This window comes from Megasphaera paucivorans (assembly GCF_900103535.1).
GTDB lineage: Bacteria > Bacillota > Negativicutes > Veillonellales > Megasphaeraceae > Megasphaera_A > Megasphaera_A paucivorans.
This window is the reverse complement of record NZ_FNHQ01000031.1, coordinates 1-24,996: the sequence shown is the minus strand read 5'-3', so window position 1 is coordinate 24,996 and position 24,996 is coordinate 1. Positions and strand designations below refer to the sequence as shown.

Here is a 24,996-nt window from a genome sequence, read left to right as displayed (position 1 = left end):
CCTCATAGAAAAACAGCCATCGTGTACCCCACGATGGCTGTTCTGTATTAAAATTATTCAGCTGTATACGGAAGTAAAGCAATTGCTCTGGCCCGTTTAATAGCAATAGTCAGCTTACGCTGATGTTTTGCACAAACACCGGAGATACGGCGAGGTAAAATCTTGCCGCGTTCTGTCGTAAACCGACGGATCTTTGCAATATCTTTATAATCAATCGTATCTGCCTTATCAACGCAGAAGCTGCATACTTTTCTTCTCGGTTTTCTTGTACGTTCTCTTCTCATTGTATATCCTCCCTTTAGAATTAGTAAGGGATCCTTTTGACATTAAAATGGGATTTCTTCATCATTCGCATCTTTGCCAAAGCTGTCAAAACCTTTGCCTTCAGCAGCCGGTTTTGCAGTCGGCATACTTGTCTGCGGAGCTGCCGCAGTGCGTTTTTCTGAACCCATTGTCTGTGCTACAAAGTTAGCAACGACTTCCGTCACATAACGTTTCTGCCCATCCTGCGTTTCATAGGAACGGACAGACATACGTCCTTCTACAAATACACGGTTGCCTTTTGCCAAATTATTGCCGCAGGTTTCCGCCAAATTACCCCATGCTACAACAGGAATAAAATCAGTTAATTCACGTGTTTCCTGGCCTCCGACCGGTGTATAAGACCGCGTAACCGCCACAGTAAACATCGCAATAGCTTTGCCGGTTTTCGTAAACCGAATTTCCGGATCCCGGGCTAAATTACCAACCAATTGTACTGAATTCATACCTTTGCGCCTCCGGTTATTTGTCGTTCTTGACGATCAAGTGTTTAAGGATCTCATCTTGGATTTTCATAACGCGGTCAATTTCATAGATCGCAGTCGGATCTATTTCAAAATTGATCAGAACATAATAGCCATCGTTCTGTTTCTTTACCGGATAGGCTAAATGGCGTTTTCCCCAACGATCAACCTTTTCGACAGTGCCGTTGTTTTTAGTGATCAAATTCGTTACTTTTTCAACGATAGGATCTACTTCTGCTTCTTCAAACGGCTTTGCGATAAACATGACTTCGTACTTATTCACGAAATCACCTCCTCTTTTGGACATATGGCCCTTTCCGAAAAAGGGCTAGGAGCTTGATATAATTTTATTCAAGCTTTAATATTATACCATTAAACTTTTATAATTTCAACGCTTTTTATATGCTTTGTGATATGTTATAACAGAATCATATGAGACTATGCACAGGAAGGACATGTATAATGAAAGGGATACATTCGCATAATTCCAACATGATTTTGGCTGATATCACACTGCTATGTACGGCGGCAATTTGGGGCGGCGGCTTTATCGCTGCCAAGGAAGCGCTCGGCGCCCTGTCCTCTTTCACTATACTTGCCTCCCGCTTCTTATTATCGGCAGTGTTCCTGTTTTTCCTATTTTATCCCAGAATCCGACGTGCTGCAACAAAAGAACTTCGTTTTGGCATGTTCCTGGGTCTCATTCAATATATCGCGTTTATATGCCAGTTGGAAGGATTAAAAACAACAACCGTAGAAAAACAATCCTTTCTCGTTACTTCCTATGTCATATTTGTGCCTGCGTTATCCTGGCTTATTACAAAAAAACACATCCATCCCCGGGAAATAGGGTGTGCACTGCTGGCTTTATGCGGTCTAGCTTTGTTATGCCTGCATTCCGATACACTCGTACTGGCTTCCGGAGATATCTTATCTATTGGATTTGCAGTCTTTTTTGCTCTGCAGATTGTATATGTAGGCAACGTTGTTAAAAACGCAGATATATTCAGCATGACTTTCTTTCAATTTTTAACTACCGGTCTGTTGGCACTGCCTTTTTTAGATATATCCGGCCTGCAGCAAGTCAGCGTATCGGCAATCTATGGAATGTTATATTTAGTTATTTTAAATACAACATTTGCATTTTTAGCACAAAATCTGGCACAGCAATATACCAAAGATACGCATGCTTCGCTAATTATTTCTTTGGAATCGGTATTTGGTTTTTTTATGGCCGTTTGGTTTTATCATGACCCGGTAACACTGCAAGAGGGCGCCGGCTGCTTAATTATGATGGCGGCTATTATATTGTCAAAGGTCAAGGTGTGATACCCGCTGTACTGCTATATTTATAAGCTATTTACAAAAAAAGGGAAATACCTAATGGGCAGTTCCCTTTTTTAGTTTACAGCAGTTTACTGTATTACCTGATAAAACACTTTTTTATTATTTAAAATATGCGACACCGGCAGAGAATATTGGCTGTACCTTATTGCCCGAAATGTTTTTGAATACACTGGGAGCGATTCCCCGTTCGGAATGCGCCATTTTACCAAAAACTCGGCCATCCGGGCTGGTAATGCCTTCAATGGCAAAAACAGATTGATTCGGATTAAAAGTACTATCATATGTTGCCGCGCCGGAAAGATCTACATATTGTGTTGCAATCTGCCCCTTAGCCGCCAATTCCTTTATTTGTTCCGGTGAAGCTATAAAACGTCCTTCTCCATGAGAAATCGCAATCGTATGAACATCCCCGGGTTTTACATTACTAAACCAAGGCGACATAACTGATACGACTTTTGTATTGACCATGCGGGACAAATGCCGTCCAATAGTGTTGTATGTCAAAGTCGGACTATCCGCTTTTAATGGCTGTACGTGACCGTACGGCAAAAGTCCCAATTTGATAAGTGCCTGGAATCCATTGCAAACTCCCAGCGCCAGTCCATCTCGTTTGTACAAAAGTTCTTCCAGTGCTTCCGACAATGCCGCACTGCGGAACAGCGTCGCAATAAACTTTCCCGATCCTTCCGGTTCATCACCGGCACTAAAGCCACCGGGGAACATGATGATCTGTGCATTGGCAATACGTTTCGCCATTTCTTCTATCGACTGTGCCAACGCTTCCGGAGATTCGTTGCGCAGTACCATGGTATCCGTATTCGCTCCTGCTGCAGCAAAAGCCGCCGCTGAATCGTATTCGCAGTTTGTCCCCGGGCAAACAGGGATAAATACGGTCGGTTTGCCAAAATTTTCACTTCGGCAAGATCCGTATGTCGTATAGAGCGGCAAAACCGGATCTCCTGCTTCACTTTCACTTTGAATTGGGAAAATACTGTTAATCGGTTTTTCCCAAGCTGACAATAACTCCGCGAGCGGAATCACTGTCCCACCCATCTGCATAACTCCATTGCCGCGAGTCAATCCGACCCGGCAGACAGCATTTCGTCGTACCCAATCCAGTGCGTGATCCGTGTCAACTTCCACAACAAACGAACCATATCGAAGATCAAACAAATCATGAGAGGAAAATGTTGTATCAATTTCTACGCCTATGCCGTTGCCAAAAGCCATTTGCGCAATAGCTGCCGCAACTCCGCCCTGACCAACCGCATGCATAGCCTTAATGCTTCCTTCTGCTGTTTTTTCATGAAGAAAATCACAATGTGTCTTGAAAACTTCAAAATCAGGAATTCCTTCCGCATCCCGCGGCACATCAAAAAGAAGTACTGCATTTCCCGGCTGTTTAAATTCCGGTGAAATGATATGCTGCGCTTTTTCCGGAACGATAGCAAAGGAAACTAGTGTCGGCGGAACCGTAAGATGTTCAAAAGTACCGCTCATACTGTCTTTCCCACCGATAGCAGCTACCTGCAGTGCCCGTTGCGCGGTGTACGCTCCCATCAGTGCACTAACCGGTTTGCCCCAAGCTTTTTCATCGATTCCCAAATTCTGAAAGTATTCCTGCATAGTCAAATATGCTTGCTTTCTATCGCCGCCAAGCGCTACCAATTTAGCCACTGATTGTACTACAGCATACAGTGCCCCATGGAACGGACTCCATACCGCCAAATCTGGATCATATCCATGAGTAAAAATGCTGACCGTCGTCGTATCCCCATGAAGCACCGGAATTTTAGCCACCATGCCTTCTACCGGCGTTTTTTGATATTTGCCGCCAAACGGCATCAATACAGTGCGAGCACCAATCGTACTATCAAAACATTCTGCCAGTCCCTGTTCAGAAGCAATATTAAGTTTACCCATTGTATCCAGCCAGGTTTTTGCAACATCTGCAGTCGGAGCTGCCGTAAAGAAATCTTTTTCCTCCGGCGCCGTAACAATCGCCTGACGATACTGTGTCACCCCATCTGTATTAAGAAAAGCACGAGAAATATCCACAACATTTGTACCGCGCCAATGCATCACTAAGCGGTTCGTATCTGTTGCAACCGCCACAAGTGTCGACTCAAGATTTTCTTCATCAGCATATCTCATAAATTCTTCAGCTTTATCTGCCGGCACAACGACAGCCATCCGTTCCTGTGACTCGGAAATAGCCAATTCTGTTCCATCTAAGCCTTCATATTTCTTCGGCACTTTGTCAAGGTCGACATCAAGTCCATCGGTCAATTCACCAATAGCGACCGATACGCCTCCGGCACCAAAATCATTACAGCGCTTTATAAGGATCGTTGCTTCATGACGGCGGAAAAGCCGCTGAATCTTGCGTTCCGTAAGTGCATTGCCTTTCTGCACTTCTGCACCGCAGGTTTCCAACGATTGAATCGTGTGTTTTTTTGAAGAGCCTGTTGCTCCGCCCATGCCATCCCGCCCGGTTTTTCCACCCAGTAAGATGATAACATCTCCGGGTACAGGAACCTCACGAACCACATTGTTTCTGGGAGCAGCACCGACGACAGCACCGATTTCCATGCGTTTGGCAACAAAACCGGGGTGATAATATTCCTTGACTTCACCGGTAGCCAGTCCAATTTGATTACCGTACGAACTATATCCCTTAGCCGCTCCTTTGGTAATCGTCCGCTGCGGCAGCTTACCTGCCAATGTGTCTTTAACCGATTGATGCGGATCACCGCTGCCGGTTACACGCATTGCCTGATATACATAGGAACGGCCGCTTAAAGGATCACGGATACAGCCGCCCAGACACGTTGCCGCACCCCCAAAAGGTTCTATTTCAGTAGGATGATTATGTGTTTCATTTTTAAAGAGAAGCAGCCATTCTTCTTCCACACCGTCTACATCAACAGGAATAATAATAGTACACGCGTTGATTTCCTCCGAGGCATCAAGATTTTGAAGCATGCCGGCTGCTTTTAATTCTTTAACCGCAATCGTACCCATATCCATCAAGGTCTGCGGCTTCTTTTTCACCGTATATAATGCTTCCCGCGTCGTTTTATATGTTTCATAGGCACGCATAATAGGCTGCGCATAGGTGCCGTCTTCAATAGTTACATCCGTCAATTCCGTCATAAATGTCGTATGGCGGCAGTGATCGGACCAGTAGGTATCAATCACACGTATTTCCGTAATTGTCGGGTCGCGTTTTTCTTCATCCCGGAAATAGGTTTGACAAAACAGCAAATCATCAAGACTCATAGCTAATCCCAGATGGCACCGCAAGGTATCCACTTCTTCCCGGGACATAGCAATAAAGCCGTCAAATACTTCTACATCTTCCGGCTGTTCCCATTCCATTTCCAAACTGACAACAGGTTCCAGTGATGCTTCGCGCGCTTCGACCGGGTTGATGCAATAGTGCTTGATGGCTTCCAGATCTTCCTTTGATACGGTTCCCGATAAAACAAATACTTGTGCCGTACGCACAAGACTATCGTTTTTCATCGTCAGCATCTGAAGGCACTGCATTGCCGAATCAGCACGCTGGTCATACTGTCCGGGAAGATATTCCATAGCAAGAACCGTGTCTTCTTTCGATACAGGTATTTCATCGTAAACTGCATCGACAGGCGGTTCGGAAAAAATCATATTTTTTGCCGCTTCAAAGGCCGCATCATCCAGACCGGTCACATCATAGCGATGATAAATCTTGACATTGGTCAGCCCCTTGATGAGTAGGTTTTCCTTTAAATCTGTACACATCCTTTTAGCTTCTTGGGCAAAAGGACCTTTCTTGGTGACATACAAACGGCGAATAGATTGCATGCAGCGACCCCTCCTTAAAAAATTATACTATATAAATACAACGTTATTATACCTGTTTTAGGGGTATAAGACAAGGAAATTTATCGTCTATAATACTAAGCAGACAGAGGTACCGGGCGGTAACCTGCCTCTTTTTATAAAAAAAAACAACAGACTTGATTCTATTTTTTTGTCAAACATAGGCATATATTTCAGCGGTCTGCTGGTTGCTGTTTGCCAGCTGCTGAATTTATGTTGACTTGCCTGAAATTTCGTATTAGACTGGAATCAGTACGATAAGAGGAGGCCTTGTATGAAGGAATTAAAAGAACGAATCATCCATGATGGTATTGTAATAGATAACCGCATATTAAAGGTTGACAGTTTTTTAAACCAGCAGCTGGATCCGGCTCTGATTTGCCATATTGGGACTGAATTTGCACGCCGTTTTTCGGATACCCCCATTGACCGTATCGTAACCATAGAATCTTCTGGTATTGCCGTCGCTTATGCTGCCGCCTTAGCTATGAAAAATATCCCGGTAGTATTTGCCCGTAAGAAAATGCCGTCACATGCTATGGAAAACACCTATCATACATCCGTCTATTCCTATACGAAAGAAGAAACCTATGAAGTGGCAATAAGCAAGCAATTTCTTCCCGCCGGGGAATCGGTTCTTATTATCGATGATTTCCTCGCCAGCGGCGAAGCTGCGCTAGGTCTTGCCTCTCTTCTCCAAGAAGCACAATGTAACGTTGCCGGCATCGGCATTGTCATCGAGAAGTCGTTTCAGCCGGGTCGTCAGCGCCTTCAAGAAGCCGGTTACCGAGTAGAAGCACTGGCACAAATTGAAAAATTCGAAAATGACAGACCTGTATTCAACCAGGCCAAGTCATAGGTATGAACAGGAGATATTTATGAGAGCACAGTTTTTTGATGGTTTTGATTTTGCAGAATATAAATACAGTATCGTTGCAATCGAACACGTCCATGATTTTTTTAATATTGCAAAATTTGGTATACATCCCATTATGTTTGATGAATCTTGTTTGCGCGGGTATTCTTGTATATTTGGCTTCAATGATGAAAAACAGCTTTCCCTGCATAAACTATTTACTAACAATAACAATCAGGAAATGCCCGAAATTGATGGTATAACACCCATATCCTTCCACTCTCCTGCCGGAGAATGGAAATATGAATTAGAACATCCCATGCACTATACTGGTTCTCTCTTGATTGCCAACGATTTTATTCAGAAATATTTTGTTCCTTTTGGATTTCAACTGCCTCATGCATTTAAAAAAGTTTTTGAACTAACATTTGAAGACGGTATGCTGCAGCATGTCGAGGACAAAGCAGAAGAGGCACATCGGCTGCGTATCGAATATGAAGTTCCCGTCAGTGCTGCCACAAAAGTAAAGATGCGTGTCGGCCATATATTAAACAAGGAAGAACAATACGGCTTCGATGATGATGTTGTGGAACAATATATGGATCTCAGTTACGATACGAAATATCTTTTTTAATCTTTTTCTTCATACTATATCACTGTTTCTGTCTTATGCTCACTACGTTTTATTTTGGCCGCATAACAGGAAAACAACGTACTTTCAGCAAAGCACGTTGTTTTCCTATCGCTTAAAGTCAGCCACCCCTAAAACCAAAAGGGATAAATGCCATTAGTATCGCATTTATCCCTTTTTTGTTTAGTGACACGACGTTTTACATCGGCGCAATCCTATACAGTGGGGAAGGATTCACAGCTTCTGCAGGACTCCTTCCCCCTGTATATATTATCAAAACTCAGTTATTTTACCGGTTTCATGGCTTCCTGCATACGAACATAGCTTTCATAACGTTCTTTTGCATCTTGTTCCGTTTTTTCAAACAACGCTTCTGCTGTTTCCGGGAAGGTTTTCAATAACGAAGAGAAGCGAACTTCACTCATAAGGAAATCTCGGAAGTTTTCATGAGGAGCCTTGGAATCAAGAATAAACGGATTTTTTCCTTCCGCTTTCAACGCCGGATTATAGCGGAATAAATGCCAATACCCACAGTCCACCGCACGTTTTTGTTCTTCCTGACTGAAGCCTTGTCCCTTCTTCAACCCATGGTTGATACAAGGAGCATACCCAATTACCAAAGACGGGCCCGGATACGCTTCTGCTTCCGCAATGGCTTTAAGAAATTGATTTTTATCAGCACCCATGGCAACTTGTGCAACATACACATATCCATAAGTAGCCTGCATCAAGCCTAAATCCTTTTTCTTCGTTTTTTTACCGGAAGCTGCAAATTGCGCAACTGCCGCTGTCGGAGTCGCTTTAGAAGCTTGTCCGCCCGTATTGGAATATACTTCCGTATCAAATACGAGAACATTGATATCTTCGTTTTGTGCTAATACATGATCCAAACCGCCATACCCGATATCATACGCCCAGCCGTCGCCGCCGAAAATCCACTGTGACCGCTTAATCAGAAATTGCTTCATGGAATACACGTTTTCAAGAGCCGGTTTACCCGCTTTTTCTTGTTCAAGCAGCGCAATCACTGTATCCGAACGTTCACGGGAACCTGCCCCGACAAGTTTCTTTTCATCCCATTCTTTAAAAGCAGCCTGCAGTGCGGGACTCGCCGTATCCATGGCTTCCTGAATATATTTTTCCAATAGTTTACGTTCCGATTTTTCAGCCAGCATCATCCCAAAACCATATTCGGCATTATCTTCAAATAAGGATGTCGCCCAAGCAGGACCATGTCCCTTGGCATTTTTCGTATAACCGCACGTCGGTGCACTGCCGCCCCAAACACTGGAACAGCCATGTGCATTGGCAATCATCATACGATCTCCGAAAAGCTGTGTGACAACTTTGCAATACGGTGTTTCCGCACACCCTGCACATGCGCCGGTAAATTCAAGGAGGGGCTGTTCGAATTGACTGCCGATTACTGTAAATTTACCCATCGGATTTTCTTTAACAGGTATATTTACCGCATAGTCCCATAATGCTGCTTTATGCTGTTCTTCATCAAAAGGTTTCATCGTAAGTGCCTGTTTCGGACAAATATTCGTGCAACTGGTACAGCCGAGACAATCCATAACAGAAACAATGATGCTATACTTATAACCCGGTGCTGTTTTGATTTCTTTGCTTGTATAACTTTCCGGAGCATTGGCCGCTTCTTCCGGCGTCATAAGAAATGGACGAATTGCCGAATGGGGACAAACAAAAGAACACTGATTGCAGCCAATACATTTTTCAACATCCCAGCTAGGTACAAACATGGCTACCCCACGTTTTTCTTCTGCACATGTACCCGTAGGCCATCTGCCGTCTTCACGGCCGGCATATATACTAACAGGTAAATCATCGCCTTCGAGACGATTCGTCGGAACGGCATATTCTGTATAGAATTTTGTATGACCGGACATATCGATCGGTTCATCTGCTGCATCAGCCCAGTCCGCCGGAACAGCTACTTTGACAATAGCCTGCAGACCTTCATCAATAGCCGCATTATTCATATCAACAACTTTCTGGCCTTTTTTACCATAGGATTTGACAACAGATTCCTTCAGTTTATCAATGGCTAAATCCAGTGGAATAACTTCAGAAAGTTTAAAGAATGCCGACTGCATAATCATATTGATGCGGCCGCCAAGGCCGATTTTGCGAGCAATCCCTACTGCATCGATAATATAAAGCTGCACGTTATTTTTTGCAATATCCCGCTTCAGAGATGCCGGCAGTTTTTCACTCAATTCTTCCGGACTCCAAACCGTATTCAGTAAGAATGTACCGCCGCTCTTGATTCCCTTCAAAAGATTGAAGGAATGAACATAGGATTGACGATGACAAGCGATAAAATCAGCACTGTCAACGAGGAACGGCATCTTGATCGGCGTATTGCCGAAACGCAGATGCGAAACCGTAACACCGCCGGATTTTTTAGAATCATAGGCAAAATATGCCTGTACATACATATCGGTATTATCCCCGATAATTTTGATTGCACTTTTATTGGCCCCGACAGTACCGTCAGAACCAAACCCCCAGAACTTGCAGGCTTTAAGGCCTTTCCCGCCAATATGGAGATCACAGGTGCGCGGCAGTGATTTATACGTAACATCATCGTTGATGCTTAATGTAAAGTCATATTTCGGTTCAGCTGACTTCAAGTTATCAAAAGCAGCAATGACATCCGCCGGTAAAAATTCCTTGGAAGCAATGCCGTAACGGCCATTGTATATCTTCGGAGAATTATCTATGCGGGCAAACGTAGCCGCAACACTATGGTATAAGGGTTCCCCGTTAGCGCCGGTTTCCTTCGTGCGGTCCAGCACGGCAATCCGTTTAACCGTTTTGGGAAGTGCCGCCAGAAAATGCTTTTCAGACCACGGACGGAACATATGGACATTGATACAGCCGACTTTTTCGCCCTTTTCAACCATCAATTTAACAGTTTCTTCTGCAGTCTGTGCTCCGGAACCCATTAAAACAACCACAGTTTCCGCATCAGGCGCCCCTGTGTAACTAAATAAGTGATATTGACGGCCGGTGATCTTGTGGATCATGTCCATATAGTATTCTGCTGTTTCTGGTACTTTGTCATAGAATGTATTCAAAGATTCGCGGTGCTGCATATACACTTCTGCTGATTCGCAGAAAGCAATCGCTTCCGGATTATCCGGATTCATGCCGCGTTTGCGGAATGCTTCAACCGCATCCATATCTAGCATAGGACGAAGTTCTTCATACGGAATGACTTCAATTTTTTGTAATTCATGAGAGGTACGGAAGCCATCAAAAAAGTTTATAATAGGAACGCGGCAGGAAATTGCAGTAGCATGCACAACTGCTGACAAATCCATTACTTCCTGAACGCTGGATTCCGCCATCATGCAAATACCCGTCCCACGCATCGCCATTACATCATCATGACCGGCAAAAATCGTGTAGCCATTGGTTGCAACCGTACGGGAGGCAACATGGAAAACGCCTGGAAGCAGTTCCCCTGCCACTTTAAACATATTGGAAAGCATAATCATCATACCTTGGGATGATGTAAAAGTTGTCGTCAGTGCACCGGTATTCAGTGCCCCGTGCATAGCACCGGCAGCCCCTTTTTCAGACTGCATTTCCTGAACTTCTACGGTTGTACCAAATAAATTCTTACGGCCATGGGCAGCCCATTCATCAACATGTTCTGCCATTGGGGAGGACGGTGTAATCGGAAATATAGAAGCTATTTCAGTAAAGGCATATGCTGCATATGCGGCTGCTTCATTCCCATCCATCGTTTTAAACATTTTTTTAACTTTTGACATTATCTTTCACCTCTCATGTGTTATATGAACATTTCTGTTTCGATTGTATGATACGTAAAACGTATTAGCAAGTTAAAACCACTTTTTTTAAGACTAAAACAATTTTCTTAAAAAAAAATAAAATGGACAAATGCCTTTAGTATCGCATTCATCCACCTTATTTTAAGTGGTACAATATTTAGAACCACTTGAATGCCACATTGATTTCAACTAGTTCTATATTTTAAAATGTACCTATCCACAAATTAAATCATTTCATTCGTTTCAGTGTATCGGCAATAAGACGTACTAACACTGCAACCGTATCCAGTTCCAGCGTTTCCTTCGGACTATGTATATCATGTGTTGTTGCCCCGATAGATACTATATCCAAATCCGGGTTTGCCGCAAAGAAAAATCCCGTTTCAAGTCCCCCGTGCATAGCTTCTACCCGTGCCGGTTTTCCCGTTAGTTCTTTATAAATATCTGCCATTAACGGACGTAATGTACTGTGCGGATTTTCAGTCCAGGCCGGATCCAATCCGCCGATCGCGATTTCAAATCCAGTCAGCTCGGCTAAGATAGGCAGCGCAAGAATAAATTCTTCCAATCTTGCATCTGCTGAAGAGCGAGGAAAATATTGAATCGTTACTATATTATCTTGGGTTCTTACCGCCCCAATATTCGCTGACAAATCCGGCAGTTTCGGTAAATGCTGATTCATGGCAAAGACTCCGCAATGAAGAAGGCTCAAAAGCTGTACTACAGCCTTTGTATCTGCAGAAGAAAATACATATTCCGGATTTTCTGTTTCTGCTGCAGTAAAATCTGCCTTTTTTTCGATTTCACCGTAAATAAGATGGCAATCCTGCTTTGCTTTGCACACAATTTTCTTTACACTTTCTATATCTTTACGATGAAGTGCAATAACAACCTGCGCGGAAGAGGGTATTGCATTAGCTGCTACGCCTCCGTCCATATGGGCAATCGTATATGTAATTCCCTGAACGGCAAGGCGTTGCAGCAGTAACGCCAATTCCTTTACGGCATTACTTTTTCCTGCATTGATCGTCTCACCGGAGTGTCCCCCTAAAAAGTCTTTTGCCGACAGTACCAAGGCGGCATCAAAAGAATTTTTCTGCATCGCCGCAGTCCGGGAAAAATCGACATGACGGCTGCCGGCAGAACCCACTACCAGAATATCAATGGCTTCTGAATCACAATTAATGATATACTTGGCATCTTGAACATAGGCTGGATCGAGATGTGTCGCTCCCACCATACTGGTTTCTTCATCCACAGTAAAAATAAAACGCAAGGGCCCATGAGGAATGCTGCACGTCAAAAGATATAGTGCCACCGCCACAGCAATACCGTCGTCCGCGCCTAAACTGGTTCCTTCGGCCGATAAAATATTTCCTTCTCTTTTAACACGGATAGGATCTGTCAGAGAATCAAACGCAACTCCTTCTTCCGCAACGCAAACCATGTCCATATGTCCTTGGATAATCGTAAGCGGCACGTTCTCATATCCAGCTGTTGCCGCAATGCCGGCGATAACGTTATTAACTTCATCTTGAATCGGGTCCACCCCTAATTCCCGAAGTCTGCGGACAATATAATCACTGACTTGCTTTTCATGATGTGACGGCCGGGGATATTTTGCCAATTCGGAAAATTCGGCCAATACACCTTGTATAATCTCTTCATTTGTCTTCACGCTGCATTCCTCCTTTTTCATTCGTTATCATTGTAGCACAAATAATCTATATCTGCAGTGGCTATTTTACGCATTTTCTGGAAGCTATACTAGTTTATACATTCCTTATATTTGAATATTCGATCGCATTTGATTTTTATTAGTAAAACGTTTATCATTAATAATATACTTAATAGTAATAGCGCATTTAGATTTTTAATTTTATTTACATGGAGGTGTTTTATATGAAACCAATGCAAAATTTGACAGCACCCCCCCCAATTACCTGAATTAACATTTCGTGGCATGTTCCTAGGCATGCTGATTACCGTAATTTTTACGGCATCAAATGTATATTTAGGTTTGAAAGTCGGTTTGACATTTTCCTCGTCGATTCCGGCAGCTGTCATTTCCATGGCTATTCTGCGCATGTTCAAGGACTCCAATATTTTGGAAAACAACATGGTACAGACACAGGCCTCTGCGGCAGGTACTTTATCCGCTATTATCTTTATTTTACCCGGGCTGCTCATGATTGGTTACTGGCAAAATTTCCCATTTTGGGAAACATTTCTGCTATGTGCCTGCGGCGGCTCTCTCGGTGTGCTATTTACCATCCCGCTGCGGCGCGCTATGGTTGTCAACAGTACACTGCCCTATCCGGAAGGCCGGGCTGCTGCTGAAATATTAAAAGTAGGCAGTGATTTGCGGAAAGAAGCGAATACTTCCGGCCATAAACGCACGGCTCAGGCTTCCGGAATGAAGGATATCGTTAGTGGTACTGCCTTAGCCGGATTTATTAGTTTATGTGCTAATGGGTTTCATGTCATGTCGTCAGAATTCAGTTACTGGATCCATATAGGAAAATCTATTACACAAATCCCCATGGGATTTTCCATGGCTCTTCTCGGTGCCGGTTATTTAATTGGCATCACCAGCGGTATTGCCATCTTAGTCGGTACTGTATTAGCCTGGGTTGTTTTTGTTCCCTATCTGACCAGTGTAATGATTCCGGTTGATGGGCAGACGGCAGCTGCCTTTGCCAAAATGATTTGGGCTCAAAAGGTACGTTTTATTGGTGCCGGCTGCATCGGTATCGCGGCTGTCTGGACCTTGATTACGTTGGCTAAACCAGTTGTCGATGGCATCAAAATGTCGATGGCCGTCATCCGTTCCAATGACTCTGCCGAAAAACGAGAACTGCATCATACGGATATTGATATGACTCCTAAATCCGTTGCCATCGTATTTATTGCAATTCTTATCGGACTTGCCCTGACCTTTTATTCATTTGTATCCTCTGCCCCCATTCCGACTTCGTTAATGGTCATCTATATTGTAGTCGGAATCGCCGTAGCCGTTCTAATGGGCTTTTTTGTTGCAGCTGCCTGCGGCTATATGGCCGGTCTTATCGGAACTTCGGCAAGTCCGATTTCCGGTATTGGTATTTTAGGTATTATCGTCTCTTCTTTAGTCGTATTAGTAATTGGATCTTCCTACAATATTTTTATAACACCGGAAGGAACAAAATTTGCTACGGCTCTGGCTATATTCATTACCAGCGTTATTGTTAGCATTGCTTCTATCTCCAATGATAACCTGCAGGATTTAAAAACAGGCTATCTTGTTGGCGCAACTCCCTGGAAACAACAGGTAGCTTTAATCTTAGGCAGTGTTATCGGCTCTTTTGCGATTGCTCCGGTCTTGACTCTTCTCTATCAGGCATATGGTTTTACAGGAGCACTGCCCCGGCCTGACATGGATCCCACCCAAGCCTTAGCAGCTCCTCAGGCAACACTCATGACGACGATTGCACAAGGTATTTTCAGTTCCAATCTGGATTGGAATTTTATTTTGTTTGGCATCGGCATCGGTATTGCCGCAATTATTATTAACTTGATTCTTACCAAGGCAACCAATCAACGTCTTTCGTTACCGCCGCTTGCCGTCGGTATGGGGATTTATTTGCCGCCGACGTTGGAAATTCCGTTAGTTATCGGTTCTGTAATGGGCTACGGTATTCAGCGGTATCTTCGTCAGCGTGCCGCCAAACGCAGTCCCGGCTATGAAAAGGAAGATGTGGAAGCTTGTAATCATCATGGTGTGCTTTTTGCTTCCGGATTAATTGTTGGAGAAAGTCTTATGGGTGTTATTATAGCCATGATCATTGTCTTTTCCGTTACGTCCGGCGGCAGTGAAGATCCGTTAGCCTTAGTCGGAAAAAGCTTTTCCGGCATAGCTGATTGGATCGGCTTAGCCGTATTTGCCGCAGTCATCGTGGCATTTATCGGTCATGTGCTGCATACAAAATATACTATTGAAAAATAATATACAACTATATGAAAAAACGGTCTCAAAATTTGGGACCGTTTTTTTCATATGTTTATAATCCTATACTTTCAACATTCTGTACCCGATACCAATATGTGTTTGAATATATTGCGGCGAAGAAGATGCCTTTTCTATTTTCTTGCGCAGTGTCGCCATAAACACTCGCAACGACGCCACATCACTATCCCAAGAGCTGCCCCATATCTCTTTTGTAATATAGTTATGGGTCAATACTTTGCCGATATTTTTTGCCAAAAGACAAAGCAATTTATATTCAATAGGTGTCAAGTGAATCTCCTCTCCATCAATATAGACACACCCCGCAGCGTAATCAATGGTAAGTGCCCCATTTTCAAAGACAGCATCCTGTGTTGATACGACTCCCTGCATCGCAATAATACGGCGCTGTGTCACTCGCAGCCTGGCTAACAGTTCTTGTACAGAAAACGGTTTCGTCAAATAGTCATCCGCACCGGCATCGAGTGCTTCTATCTTATCAGCATCTTCATTTCTGGCACTGACAACAATAATCGGCACAGCGGACCATGTTCGGATTTTTTGAATAACTTCGACTCCATCTAAATCAGGGAGTCCCAAATCAAGGAGAAGAATATCCGGATTATGTGAAACAGCCTCCATAATTGCTTCCTTCCCTGTAGATACTGCCAAAAATTTATACGCCTGCATTTCCAGCGTTGTAGTAATAAGATTCCGTACCGCTGCATCATCTTCAACAACTAAAATCATAAATTTATTCATGAAGAGTCACCTCCTCTGCCGGCAAGGTAATTCGGAACAACGCCCCTTGCGGCTTATTATTTTCAACAGATATAGCACCGTGATGGGCCTCAATAATGGATTTGCACAAGGCTAATCCTAAGCCTAATCCGCGGCGGCTATCGGCCGCTTTGGCTCCAGTTGTATAAAACATATCAAATACATGCGGTTTATCTATATCCGAAATTCCCGGACCATCATCAGCAATTTCTACAATTGCTTTTTTATTTTCCAATCGCGTGGAAATAAAAATATGAGCTCCCTTTTGTGTATATTTCACCGCATTATCAACAATATTAACAATGACCTGAACCATAAGGCGGGCATCCATTTTTACAAGGACGATATCCTCCGCCGGTTTAACGGTAATGGTATGTACGGTACGTTTACGCTGGATATGTTCCAGTGCTTCCGAGATAACGTCATCCATAATCTCTGGTTTAAGCTGAATACTCATTGTTCCATCTTTAAGTTTTGTAACAGACAACAGGTTTTCCGTCAAACTGATCAGCCAGAGAGAATCATCATAAATATCTGCATAAAGCCGTTTTCGTTTATTCTCGATCAACGTATCACCATTTTCCAGTAAAATTGCCGCATTGCCGGAGATAGACGTCAATGGAGTTCGTAAGTCGTGAGAAATCATACGCAGTAAATTTGCCCGCATTTGTTCATTTTTAGCTAAAAGCGCCGCCTTTTCCTTTTCCAACGCAGCTTGTTTACTAGCTAAGGTCAAAGCACATTGCCCTAAAATAGATAAAACTATACTGTCTTCAGAAATTTCCAGAGGATGATGTCGCATAACGATGCCTACCACGCCGTAGACATTTTCACGATCTCGTACAGCAAGATACAGACACGCTGCACTGGATAACGTTTCGGTTGTCGCTCCCGCCCTTTTATTGTTTTTATATACCCAGGCCGCTACCGCTTCTTCGTTGGCATTGCTATATAAACATTGTTCTTCTGTTCCTACCGGAAAAATAACGGGTGCTGTCAGCTGCGCTCCTTCGACACCATAGAAAACAACGGTCCTGCCTAACAACTGCGCCATCTGCCTCGTCGTTACAGTAATAATCTCCTGTACATTTTCTGCACATTGCAACAGCTGACTTGTATCAAATAACACTTGTGTGCGATAGGCATTTCGCGTCGATTGCCGCGCCTGCTTTTTCAAGCGTATGGCAAGATTACTGCTTATGCAAGCGGCCAAAAACATAATTAAAAAGGTAAATAGGTCGGAGGAATCATATACTTCTAATGTAAATCGGGGAGCTGTAAACAGATAATTAAAAGTGAGAACGCTCAAGGCTGCAAACAAAATACTGTAAAACTGCCGTGATGTTACTATTGCCGTAATGAGTACTCCCAAAAGATATACAGTAATGATATTATTTTCTCCGACACCAAAAGAATAAAACAAGAGACTAATAATCGACGTTACGATGAGAAGAGATACCGTTATGATGCTATCGGACAACCGCAGCGGCGGTTTTTCTGTTTTTTCCCCTGTACCCCAATGATGTTGATTTTCCGTCATTTTATCAGGAATAATATATATATCCATATTGGGGACATATGACGTAAGTTTATCTGTCAAAGCGGTCGCCGGAAACAGTTTATGGCTGCGTGTATTACTTCGTCCGACAACAATTTTGGACACCCCCGAAAGTTTGGCGTACTCCGCAATTTGGAATGGGATATCGTCACCATACGTAGTTTCCAAAGAAGCTCCCAACTGCTCTGCCAATCGGGTATTTTCACACAGACGTTTCTGATTTTCCGCACTCATCGAAGTCGATTTGGATGTTTCTACATACAACGCCGTAAACCCTCCATGAAACGCCTTGGCCATTCTGGCGGCGGTGCGAATAATTTTAGCATTAGACGGCGAAGATGATAAGCATACCAGTATATGTTCGTCCGTAAAATACTGATCATTATGCTGAACACGGATACTTTCAGAAAGACGGTTCATTCTGTCGGCGCATCGCCGCAGTGCTATTTCACGCAAAGCTGTTAAATTTTGAACTGTAAAAAAATTATGTAATGCCGAATCAATGCGATTCTCTCGATATATTTTCCCTTCCCGCAAGCGTACAATCAAATCTGCCGGCTCAATATCTACCAATTCCACCTGATCCGCATCATCAAATATACTATCCGGAATGCGTTCCTGTACTTCTATTCCTGTAACAGCAGCAACCATATCGTTGAGACTTTCAATATGCTGAACATTGACAGTCGTGTAAACGTCAATCCCAGCTCGCAGAAGTTCTTGTATATCTTGATATCTTTTTTTATGACGATTATTTTCAATATTAGTATGGGCCAGTTCATCAACAAGAATAAGCTGCGGATTTCGCTTCAGTGCTCCTGAAACATCAAACTCGGCAATTTCAATGCCTTGATGAGCCACTTTACATACAGGAAGTATTTCCAAGTGCCGCAGCAAGGCCGTCGTTTCCGGTCGGCTATGTTGTTCTACATATCCTACAACTACATCCATCCCCCGACGTTTTGCCGCATGAGCCGCTTTAAGCATAGCATAGGTTTTACCGACACCGGCAGCATATCCAAAAAATATTTTCAGATGCCCGGCATATCGATTCGTATGTTCTTTTTGGATTGCCTTCAGCAATTCATCCGGATTCGCTCGTGCATCCTGCATATTCTCACCTCTTTTTCGTTATTATACCACGATTTTACCTATTCTTACGAAAGGATTCCATCCAGCATAAGATTTACCTTTAGCACATTAACCGTCGGTTCTCCCAATACGCCAAAAGTTCTGCCAGTCGTACATTTTTCAATAATATTTTTTACTCTTATTTCTGATATTCCCCGTGCCTTGGCAATGCGAGATACTTGGTATGCAGCTGCCGCCGGAGAAATATCCGGATCCAAGCCGCTGCCGGAATCGGTTACTAAATCGACTGGCACCGGAGTACCTTTTTTATCCGGATCAGCGGCACGCAGCTTTTCCACCCGCTGTGCCACTATTTTTTTAAATTCAGTTCCTGCGGGACTTAAATTAGAGGGTCCTGCATATAAAAGCGGGCTGCCATCTACATCCTTATAGGTAGAAATGTCCAGTTGCATGATACGTCCCCACATATGTCCATTATCCGTATATGGCTGACCTATCAGCGCCGAGCCATAGGTTCTCTCATTCATCTGGATAAGGCTTCCATTCGCTTGATACGGAAATAGTAGTTGGGCACCGGCTGTAATAAACCCGGTATATAAGATACCGCAAAGCAGCGTCATCATAAAAAACATTTTTACTGCATTGGGCAATACTTGTTTTACTATATTCATAATGTCCTCCTTATAATTCCTCTTATTTATACTCCCAACATAGCAAGCAGCATATCAATAAGTTTTACAAAAATAAAGGGAGTAATAATGCCGCCCAGTCCGTAAATCAGCAAGTTATGCGAAAGCAGGGCTGCTGCCGGGACTTCTCGGTAGGTTACCCCTTTAAGAGCCAGCGGAATAAGTGCCACGATAATAAGAGCGTTGTAAATAATCGCCGAAAGCACGGCGCTTTGCGGAGAATGAAGCTGCATGACATTCATCATTTCTAAGCCGGGATATATACTGATAAACAGTGCCGGAATAATGGCAAAATATTTTGCCAGGTCGTTGGCAATGGAAAAGGTCGTCAAACTACCGCGTGTCATAAGGACTTGCTTGCCAATACGTACAATATCAATAAGCTTTGTCGGAGAAGAATCCAAATCGACCATATTTCCTGCTTCCTTAGCCGCCTGCGTACCTGTGTTCATAGCCACCGCTACATCAGCCTGTGCCAATGCCGGTGCATCATTCGTACCGTCACCGGTCATCGCTACTAAATGCCCTTTACTTTGAAATTCGCGGATCATAGCAAGTTTGCCTTCTGGTGTTGCTTCCGCGAGAAAATCATCAACGCCGGCTTCAGCCGCAATCGCCGCTGCGGTCATAGGATTATCCCCGGTAATCATAATTGTCTTAATGCCCATCTTGCGCATATCGGCAAATTTCTCCCGAACTCCTTGTTTAATAATATCTTTAAGAAAAATAACTCCCAGTATTTTATGATTTTTGGCAACGACAAGAGGCGTTCCTCCTTGTTTTGCGATTTGCTGTACTGTTTGGTCACATTCTTTGGAGTATATGCCTCCTGCCGCCTCTACATAGGTTTTGATTGATTCTGCTGCTCCTTTTCGTATTTCTGTACTCTTGTCATTTACACCGCTCATACGTGTTTTCGCCGTAAACGGAATATATTCCATGTTTTCTATGCTTCTGCCGCGCAAATTATATTTTTCTTTCGCCAGAACAACAATACTGCGTCCCTCCGGCGTTTCATCCGCTAAAGATGATAGTTGTGCTGCATCTGCTAATTCTGATTCGCTTATTCCATCAACAGGTACAAATTCAGATGCATGCCGGTTCCCCAGTGTAATGGTTCCCGTCTTATCCAACATCAGAATATCCACATCTCCAGCCGCTTCAATAGCTCGTCCACTCATGGCCAATACATTAGCCTGATTCAGTCGGCTCATTCCGGCAATACCGATGGCAGATAACAACGCGCCTATCGTAGTGGGAGCTAAACATACGAGCAGTGCTACCAAAGTCGTAATCGAAATAGGATTGCCTGTATGCTGCAGTTTTGCTGTAAAAACAGAATACGTATACAGTGACATGGTTACCAAAATAAAAATAATCGAAAGGGCTACTAAAAAAATCTGCAGTGCGATTTCATTGGGTGTTTTTTTACGAGCTGCGCCTTCCACCATTGCAATCATTTTATCAAGAAAGCTTTGACCGTTCTCACTAGTAATTTGGATTACCAGCCAATCAGATAATACCGTTGTTCCTCCGGTAACGGCACTGCGGTCTCCTCCGGCTTCCCGGATAACCGGCGCTGATTCTCCGGTAATCGCACTTTCATCGACGGAAGCTGCCCCTTCAATGACTTCCCCATCTCCGGGAATAATTTCTCCCGCATTGACAATAATAAAGTCACCTTTTTTTAACATAGAGGAAGCAATCGTCGTTATATTGTTTTTTTCCTCCGGAGTCCTTATTTGCTGTGCCGGCACTTCTTTTTTTGCGGCTCGCAGCGTATCTGCCTGTGCTTTGCCACGCCCTTCCGCAATTGCTTCGGCAAAATTGGCAAAAAGAACTGTCAGCCAAAGAATTGCGGCAATAGCTGCTGTATAGGCTGCCGAGGTATCTTTTAACCCAAATACACCTATCATACTAAGCAGTGTTGTAACAATCGCTGAAATATAAACAAGGAGCATAACAGGATTTTTAACCTGCATTTTAGGATCTAGTTTCAGTACAGAATCTATCATCGCTCTATAAAGTATCTTTTTATCCCAAAATACGTTTTTATTTTTTGTACTCATCATATATTCTCCTCACCTTATAGTACCGAAAAACTCAGCCAATGGACCTAGCGCCAAGGCGGGAAAGAAACTCAGCGCACCAATAAGCAGTACCACCATAATGAGCAGGAAAACGAACATACTATTTGTCGTAGAAAGAGTTCCTGCCGTTACCGCTATTTTCTTTTTACCAGCTAAACTGCCGGCAATAGCCAACGTTCCCCAAATAGGCAGAAACCGGGAAACAAGCATAATCAAACTAGTCGATATATTAACAAAAGGAGTATTGGCATTAAACCCGGCAAAAGCGGACCCATTATTTCCGCCGACAGAAGAATAGGTATACAGTAGTTCGGAAAATCCGCGTGCCCCGGTATTGCCGAGACTAGCCGGCACAGAAGGAACCATTGCGGCAATTCCACTGCCGATAAGGATGACCATAGGAGTGGCCAGGCAAATTAATGCTGCCCACTTCATTTCGTACGGTTCAATTTTTTTGCCAAGAAACTCCGGCGTTCGTCCAATCATAAGCCCTGCAATAAAAACAGTAAGAATAGCAAAAGCCAGCATACCATAAAGGCCGCAGCCTACGCCGCCGAAAATAACCTCTCCCAGTTGCATTTGCAGCATCGCGATGAATCCCCCCAAGGGAGTATAACTATCCAGCATAGAATTAACCGAACCGTTGGAAGCTGCCGTTGTAAAAGCAGCCCATACTACTGAACTGGCAATACCGAAGCGGCTTTCTTTCCCTTCCATATTACCGCCAGCCTGATCGACCATGGTAATATTAACACTGCCATGCTGCACCAACTGTGAGGTTCCTGCTTGTTCACTGACAGCCATAATGCCGACAGCCATGATCAAACATATAAACATTGCCGCAAAAATAGCAATTCCCTGCTTTTTATTTTTTACACTATAGCCGAAGGTAAAACACAAGGCGGCCGGAATAAGTAAAATAGACAGCATTTCCAGCAGATTGGTAAACGGCGTCGGATTTTCCAAGGGATGTGCAGCATTAACTCCCATGAATCCCCCCCCGTTTGTGCCGGACTGTTTAATGGCAACTTGACTCGCCGCAGGTCCCATGGGTATAAATTGTTTTGTTACAACAACAGCCGTATCTATGTTTTTTCCATGTAATGTTACTTTTCCGGTTTCTCTATCTATTTGGGCTCCGGTTATAACAGTCCCATCTGAATTCACTGCTATCGGTTCTACAAGAGGAACCGTTTCAGCCGCATGCATATTCTGAATAACACCGCCTCCGACCAAAAAAAACGCCAAAACAATATTAAGCGGAAGTAAAATATAAATAATAATACGAGTCATATCTACCCAAAAATTTCCCAGTCCTTGTTCTTTTACTTTAATAAACCCACGAATCAAAGCAAACAATACAGCAATCCCGGTTGCTGCTGAAACAAAATTTTGAACGGTCAATCCTGCAAATTGCGTTAAATAGCTAAGCGTCGCTTCTCCTGTATAAGCCTGCCAATCTGTATTCGTAACAAAACTAACGGCTGTATTAAAAGCCAAATCCCAGGAAACATTAGGAAGGTGTTGGGGATTGCCTGCCAAATGAGCCTGCTGTATTTGCAGTAAAAATACGGTCAATATGCCAAGCAGAGAAAACACGAAAACAGCTGCTGCATATTGTTTCCATGTCATTTGTTCCTCTCTGTCGATATGCAATACGGCATATATGCCCTTTTCCACAGGCAGCAGCCAACGAGACAGGATCGTATAATTACCTTCCATAATATTTTTTATATATTTTCCCAAAGGGATTGCCAATAAAATTAAAATTCCTACATACACCGTATATTGAAGTATGGCATTACCCATTCTTATTCATCTCCTGTCATGAGAATATACACATAATACCCTAACAAAGCTATTGCAATAATACCTATACACATAATAATAATATCCATCCTATGGCCTCCTGTTGTTAAAACTGGATATATCCTGCAAGAATTTCTGCAATGACAATATAAATAACTAGATACGACGCTATAATCAATACATGCTTTTTCATTCATCATCGCCTCTTAATCAGGAAAATAGTATCAAAAAATTCTTTTGGATATTCTTTTTTTGATATTCACAGTATATCGGATATCTTATAAAATCGGTGTTAACGAATAGGCTCTTTGTATTAAAATCGTATAAAGAACTATTTTGTATGTAATATAAAAAAACACAAAAAACAGCCTTGTTCTGCTATTTCTCTATAGCAGAACAAGGCTGTTTTTGAATACTTTTTCCAGGAAAATTTCACCTGAGATGCCACCATTTTTTTACCAAGACTTCCAATACAGCGCAGCCATAACAGATAGAATCAGCCCAACGTATTGCCCACGACCGCCGCGCTACCAAAAAATGACTGATAGCCCCCAAAATAACTCCCCCCAAAACATCGGTTACATAATGTACTCCCGTATAAATCCGGGAAAAACCGAGAACCATGCTGTAAACAGTCAATACAGGTCCCAACATAGCTCTATGCTGCAGCAAATGAAGTCCAACTGCAGTGGAATTTGCTGTATGATTGCTGGGAAAAGAAGCGTTATCCGTATGTGGTATAAGTCCTAATGAAGCGTCTTTTACAAACGGACGCCGTCGCCGCCATATTTTACCAATAATAAAGGAAATTCCCGATCCGATCATAACAGAGAACAGGCAATACAGCAACGTATGACGACGCTGCTGCAATTCACGAAAAGAGGCTGGACGAAACCACTCAACAATTCCATAGACGATATACAACACGTATCCAAAACGGGCTATACCTACCAACAAGACATGTACCCATGTGTACTTGCCAATTACCTTTTGCATAAATCTAATTTCTTGTGATTTCATCATCAACCGCCCCTCTTTAATACATTATATTATACGGAAAAGGCAGCGCTGTGTACACACCTTTAGTGAGTGAACTCATCTTCTTCCTTTGCGTAAATAGTTTTGCTGCTAACATATGAAAGTGTACTTAATTTATCAGATAACTCACGGATTATCGTTTCCGGCGCATCAATAACGATACTGATGACAGACATCTTTTGCTCATGATAGGGTACTCCCATGCGTCCCATGATAAAATCACCGTATTCATGAAGAATCTCATTTAATTGATCTACATTTTCCCTATTGTTCACAATAATGCCGATCAATGCTAATTTTTTGTCCATTTCTATCCTCCTTAAAAAATATCTTTTCACTGAAAATAACAAAAAACGTACATAGATATCTTTATCTATGTACGTTACTCACGCAGGCTGCCCCTTTGTGATTATTACACGGATCTCAAAACCGGTTTACCGTCAGAATCATCTTATGGCGTACCTTTTATATTTTCAGTATATCATCAGATTTTTATTTTTCAAATATATTCTTTTTGTCAAAATTACTCTATTAAATTAAATAAATCGTAACACGGATGTCATTAAATTGTGACAATTACGGCGTATAGTACAGATAGTATTAAAGTATAGAAATAATAAAGGAGTGAATAGTATGAAAACA

17 protein-coding genes are annotated in these 24,996 nt (G+C 42.9%); 4 read left to right on the top strand and 13 right to left on the bottom strand.

Annotation, left to right across the window (positions count from 1 at the left end):
• Positions 1-53 precede the first annotated feature (53 nt).
• The 3 genes from rpsR to rpsF are packed head-to-tail and all read right to left on the bottom strand — an operon-like array spanning position 54 to position 1,068.
• On the bottom strand, positions 54-284 hold the full coding sequence (gene rpsR, locus BLR11_RS11470; protein ID WP_091652194.1) for a 30S ribosomal protein S18: 231 nt from the start codon (positions 282-284) through the stop codon (positions 54-56).
• Between the two features lie 42 nt (positions 285-326).
• A complete protein-coding gene (locus tag BLR11_RS11465) occupies positions 327-767 on the bottom strand; it encodes a single-stranded DNA-binding protein (protein WP_091652191.1) in 441 nt (146 codons plus the stop codon).
• Positions 768-783: 16 nt separating this feature from the next.
• The gene (rpsF, locus tag BLR11_RS11460) at positions 784-1,068 is read right to left on the bottom strand and encodes a 30S ribosomal protein S6 (protein WP_091652188.1); all 285 of its coding nucleotides are present in this window, start codon (positions 1,066-1,068) and stop codon (positions 784-786) included.
• Between the two features lie 179 nt (positions 1,069-1,247).
• Here rpsF and BLR11_RS11455 point away from each other — a divergent pair, with 179 nt between their 5' ends.
• Entirely contained in the window at positions 1,248-2,114 is an 867-nt protein-coding gene (locus tag BLR11_RS11455) for a DMT family transporter (protein WP_176762970.1), read from the top strand.
• 117 nt (positions 2,115-2,231) lie between these two features.
• Here the strand turns inward: BLR11_RS11455 and BLR11_RS11450 are convergent, their stop codons facing one another.
• A complete protein-coding gene (locus tag BLR11_RS11450) occupies positions 2,232-5,981 on the bottom strand; it encodes a phosphoribosylformylglycinamidine synthase (RefSeq protein WP_091652182.1) in 3,750 nt (1,249 codons plus the stop codon).
• A gap of 292 nt (positions 5,982-6,273) precedes the next feature.
• On the opposite strand from BLR11_RS11450, the gene BLR11_RS11445 reads away from it, so the two are divergent.
• Both BLR11_RS11445 and BLR11_RS11440 read left to right on the top strand, forming a co-directional pair.
• Positions 6,274-6,858, top strand: a complete 585-nt coding sequence (locus BLR11_RS11445; protein WP_091652180.1) for a xanthine phosphoribosyltransferase — start codon at positions 6,274-6,276, stop codon at positions 6,856-6,858.
• Between the two features lie 19 nt (positions 6,859-6,877).
• On the top strand, positions 6,878-7,489 hold the full coding sequence (locus BLR11_RS11440) for a hypothetical protein (protein ID WP_091652177.1): 612 nt from the start codon (positions 6,878-6,880) through the stop codon (positions 7,487-7,489).
• Positions 7,490-7,770: 281 nt separating this feature from the next.
• Here the strand turns inward: BLR11_RS11440 and nifJ are convergent, their stop codons facing one another.
• Complete coding sequence (gene nifJ / locus BLR11_RS11435; RefSeq protein WP_091652174.1) at positions 7,771-11,292, bottom strand: pyruvate:ferredoxin (flavodoxin) oxidoreductase; 3,522 nt, start codon at positions 11,290-11,292, stop codon at positions 7,771-7,773.
• Positions 11,293-11,542: 250 nt separating this feature from the next.
• Positions 11,543-12,991: a beta-Ala-His dipeptidase gene (pepD, locus tag BLR11_RS11430; protein WP_245675150.1), complete on the bottom strand. Its 1,449-nt coding sequence runs from the start codon at positions 12,989-12,991 to the stop codon at positions 11,543-11,545.
• A 297-nt stretch (positions 12,992-13,288) separates the two neighbouring features.
• Here pepD and BLR11_RS11425 point away from each other — a divergent pair, with 297 nt between their 5' ends.
• Positions 13,289-15,298: an OPT family oligopeptide transporter gene (locus BLR11_RS11425; RefSeq protein ID WP_245675149.1), complete on the top strand. Its 2,010-nt coding sequence runs from the start codon at positions 13,289-13,291 to the stop codon at positions 15,296-15,298.
• Between the two features lie 63 nt (positions 15,299-15,361).
• Here the strand turns inward: BLR11_RS11425 and BLR11_RS11420 are convergent, their stop codons facing one another.
• The 7 genes from BLR11_RS11420 to BLR11_RS11390 all read right to left on the bottom strand — a co-directional run bounded on the left by BLR11_RS11420 (position 15,362) and on the right by BLR11_RS11390 (position 24,662).
• On the bottom strand, positions 15,362-16,060 hold the full coding sequence (locus tag BLR11_RS11420; protein ID WP_091652163.1) for a response regulator: 699 nt from the start codon (positions 16,058-16,060) through the stop codon (positions 15,362-15,364).
• Positions 16,053-18,749 (bottom strand): sensor histidine kinase, encoded by a 2,697-nt coding sequence (locus tag BLR11_RS11415; protein WP_091652160.1) that lies wholly within the window; start codon positions 18,747-18,749, stop codon positions 16,053-16,055. Before BLR11_RS11415 ends, BLR11_RS11420 begins: the two co-directional genes overlap by 8 nt.
• Positions 18,750-18,793: 44 nt before the next feature.
• Complete coding sequence (kdpC, locus tag BLR11_RS11410) at positions 18,794-19,399, bottom strand: potassium-transporting ATPase subunit KdpC (protein WP_091652157.1); 606 nt, start codon at positions 19,397-19,399, stop codon at positions 18,794-18,796.
• 26 nt (positions 19,400-19,425) lie between these two features.
• Complete coding sequence (kdpB, locus tag BLR11_RS11405) at positions 19,426-21,489, bottom strand: potassium-transporting ATPase subunit KdpB (protein WP_218118790.1); 2,064 nt, start codon at positions 21,487-21,489, stop codon at positions 19,426-19,428.
• Positions 21,490-21,498: 9 nt separating this feature from the next.
• On the bottom strand, positions 21,499-23,316 hold the full coding sequence (gene kdpA / locus BLR11_RS11400) for a potassium-transporting ATPase subunit KdpA (RefSeq protein ID WP_091652152.1): 1,818 nt from the start codon (positions 23,314-23,316) through the stop codon (positions 21,499-21,501).
• Between the two features lie 432 nt (positions 23,317-23,748).
• Entirely contained in the window at positions 23,749-24,339 is a 591-nt protein-coding gene (locus BLR11_RS11395; RefSeq protein WP_091652149.1) for a phosphatase PAP2 family protein, read from the bottom strand.
• Between the two features lie 59 nt (positions 24,340-24,398).
• A complete protein-coding gene (locus BLR11_RS11390) occupies positions 24,399-24,662 on the bottom strand; it encodes a TM1266 family iron-only hydrogenase system putative regulator (RefSeq protein ID WP_091652147.1) in 264 nt (87 codons plus the stop codon).
• Between the last annotated feature and the right edge of the window lie 334 nt (positions 24,663-24,996).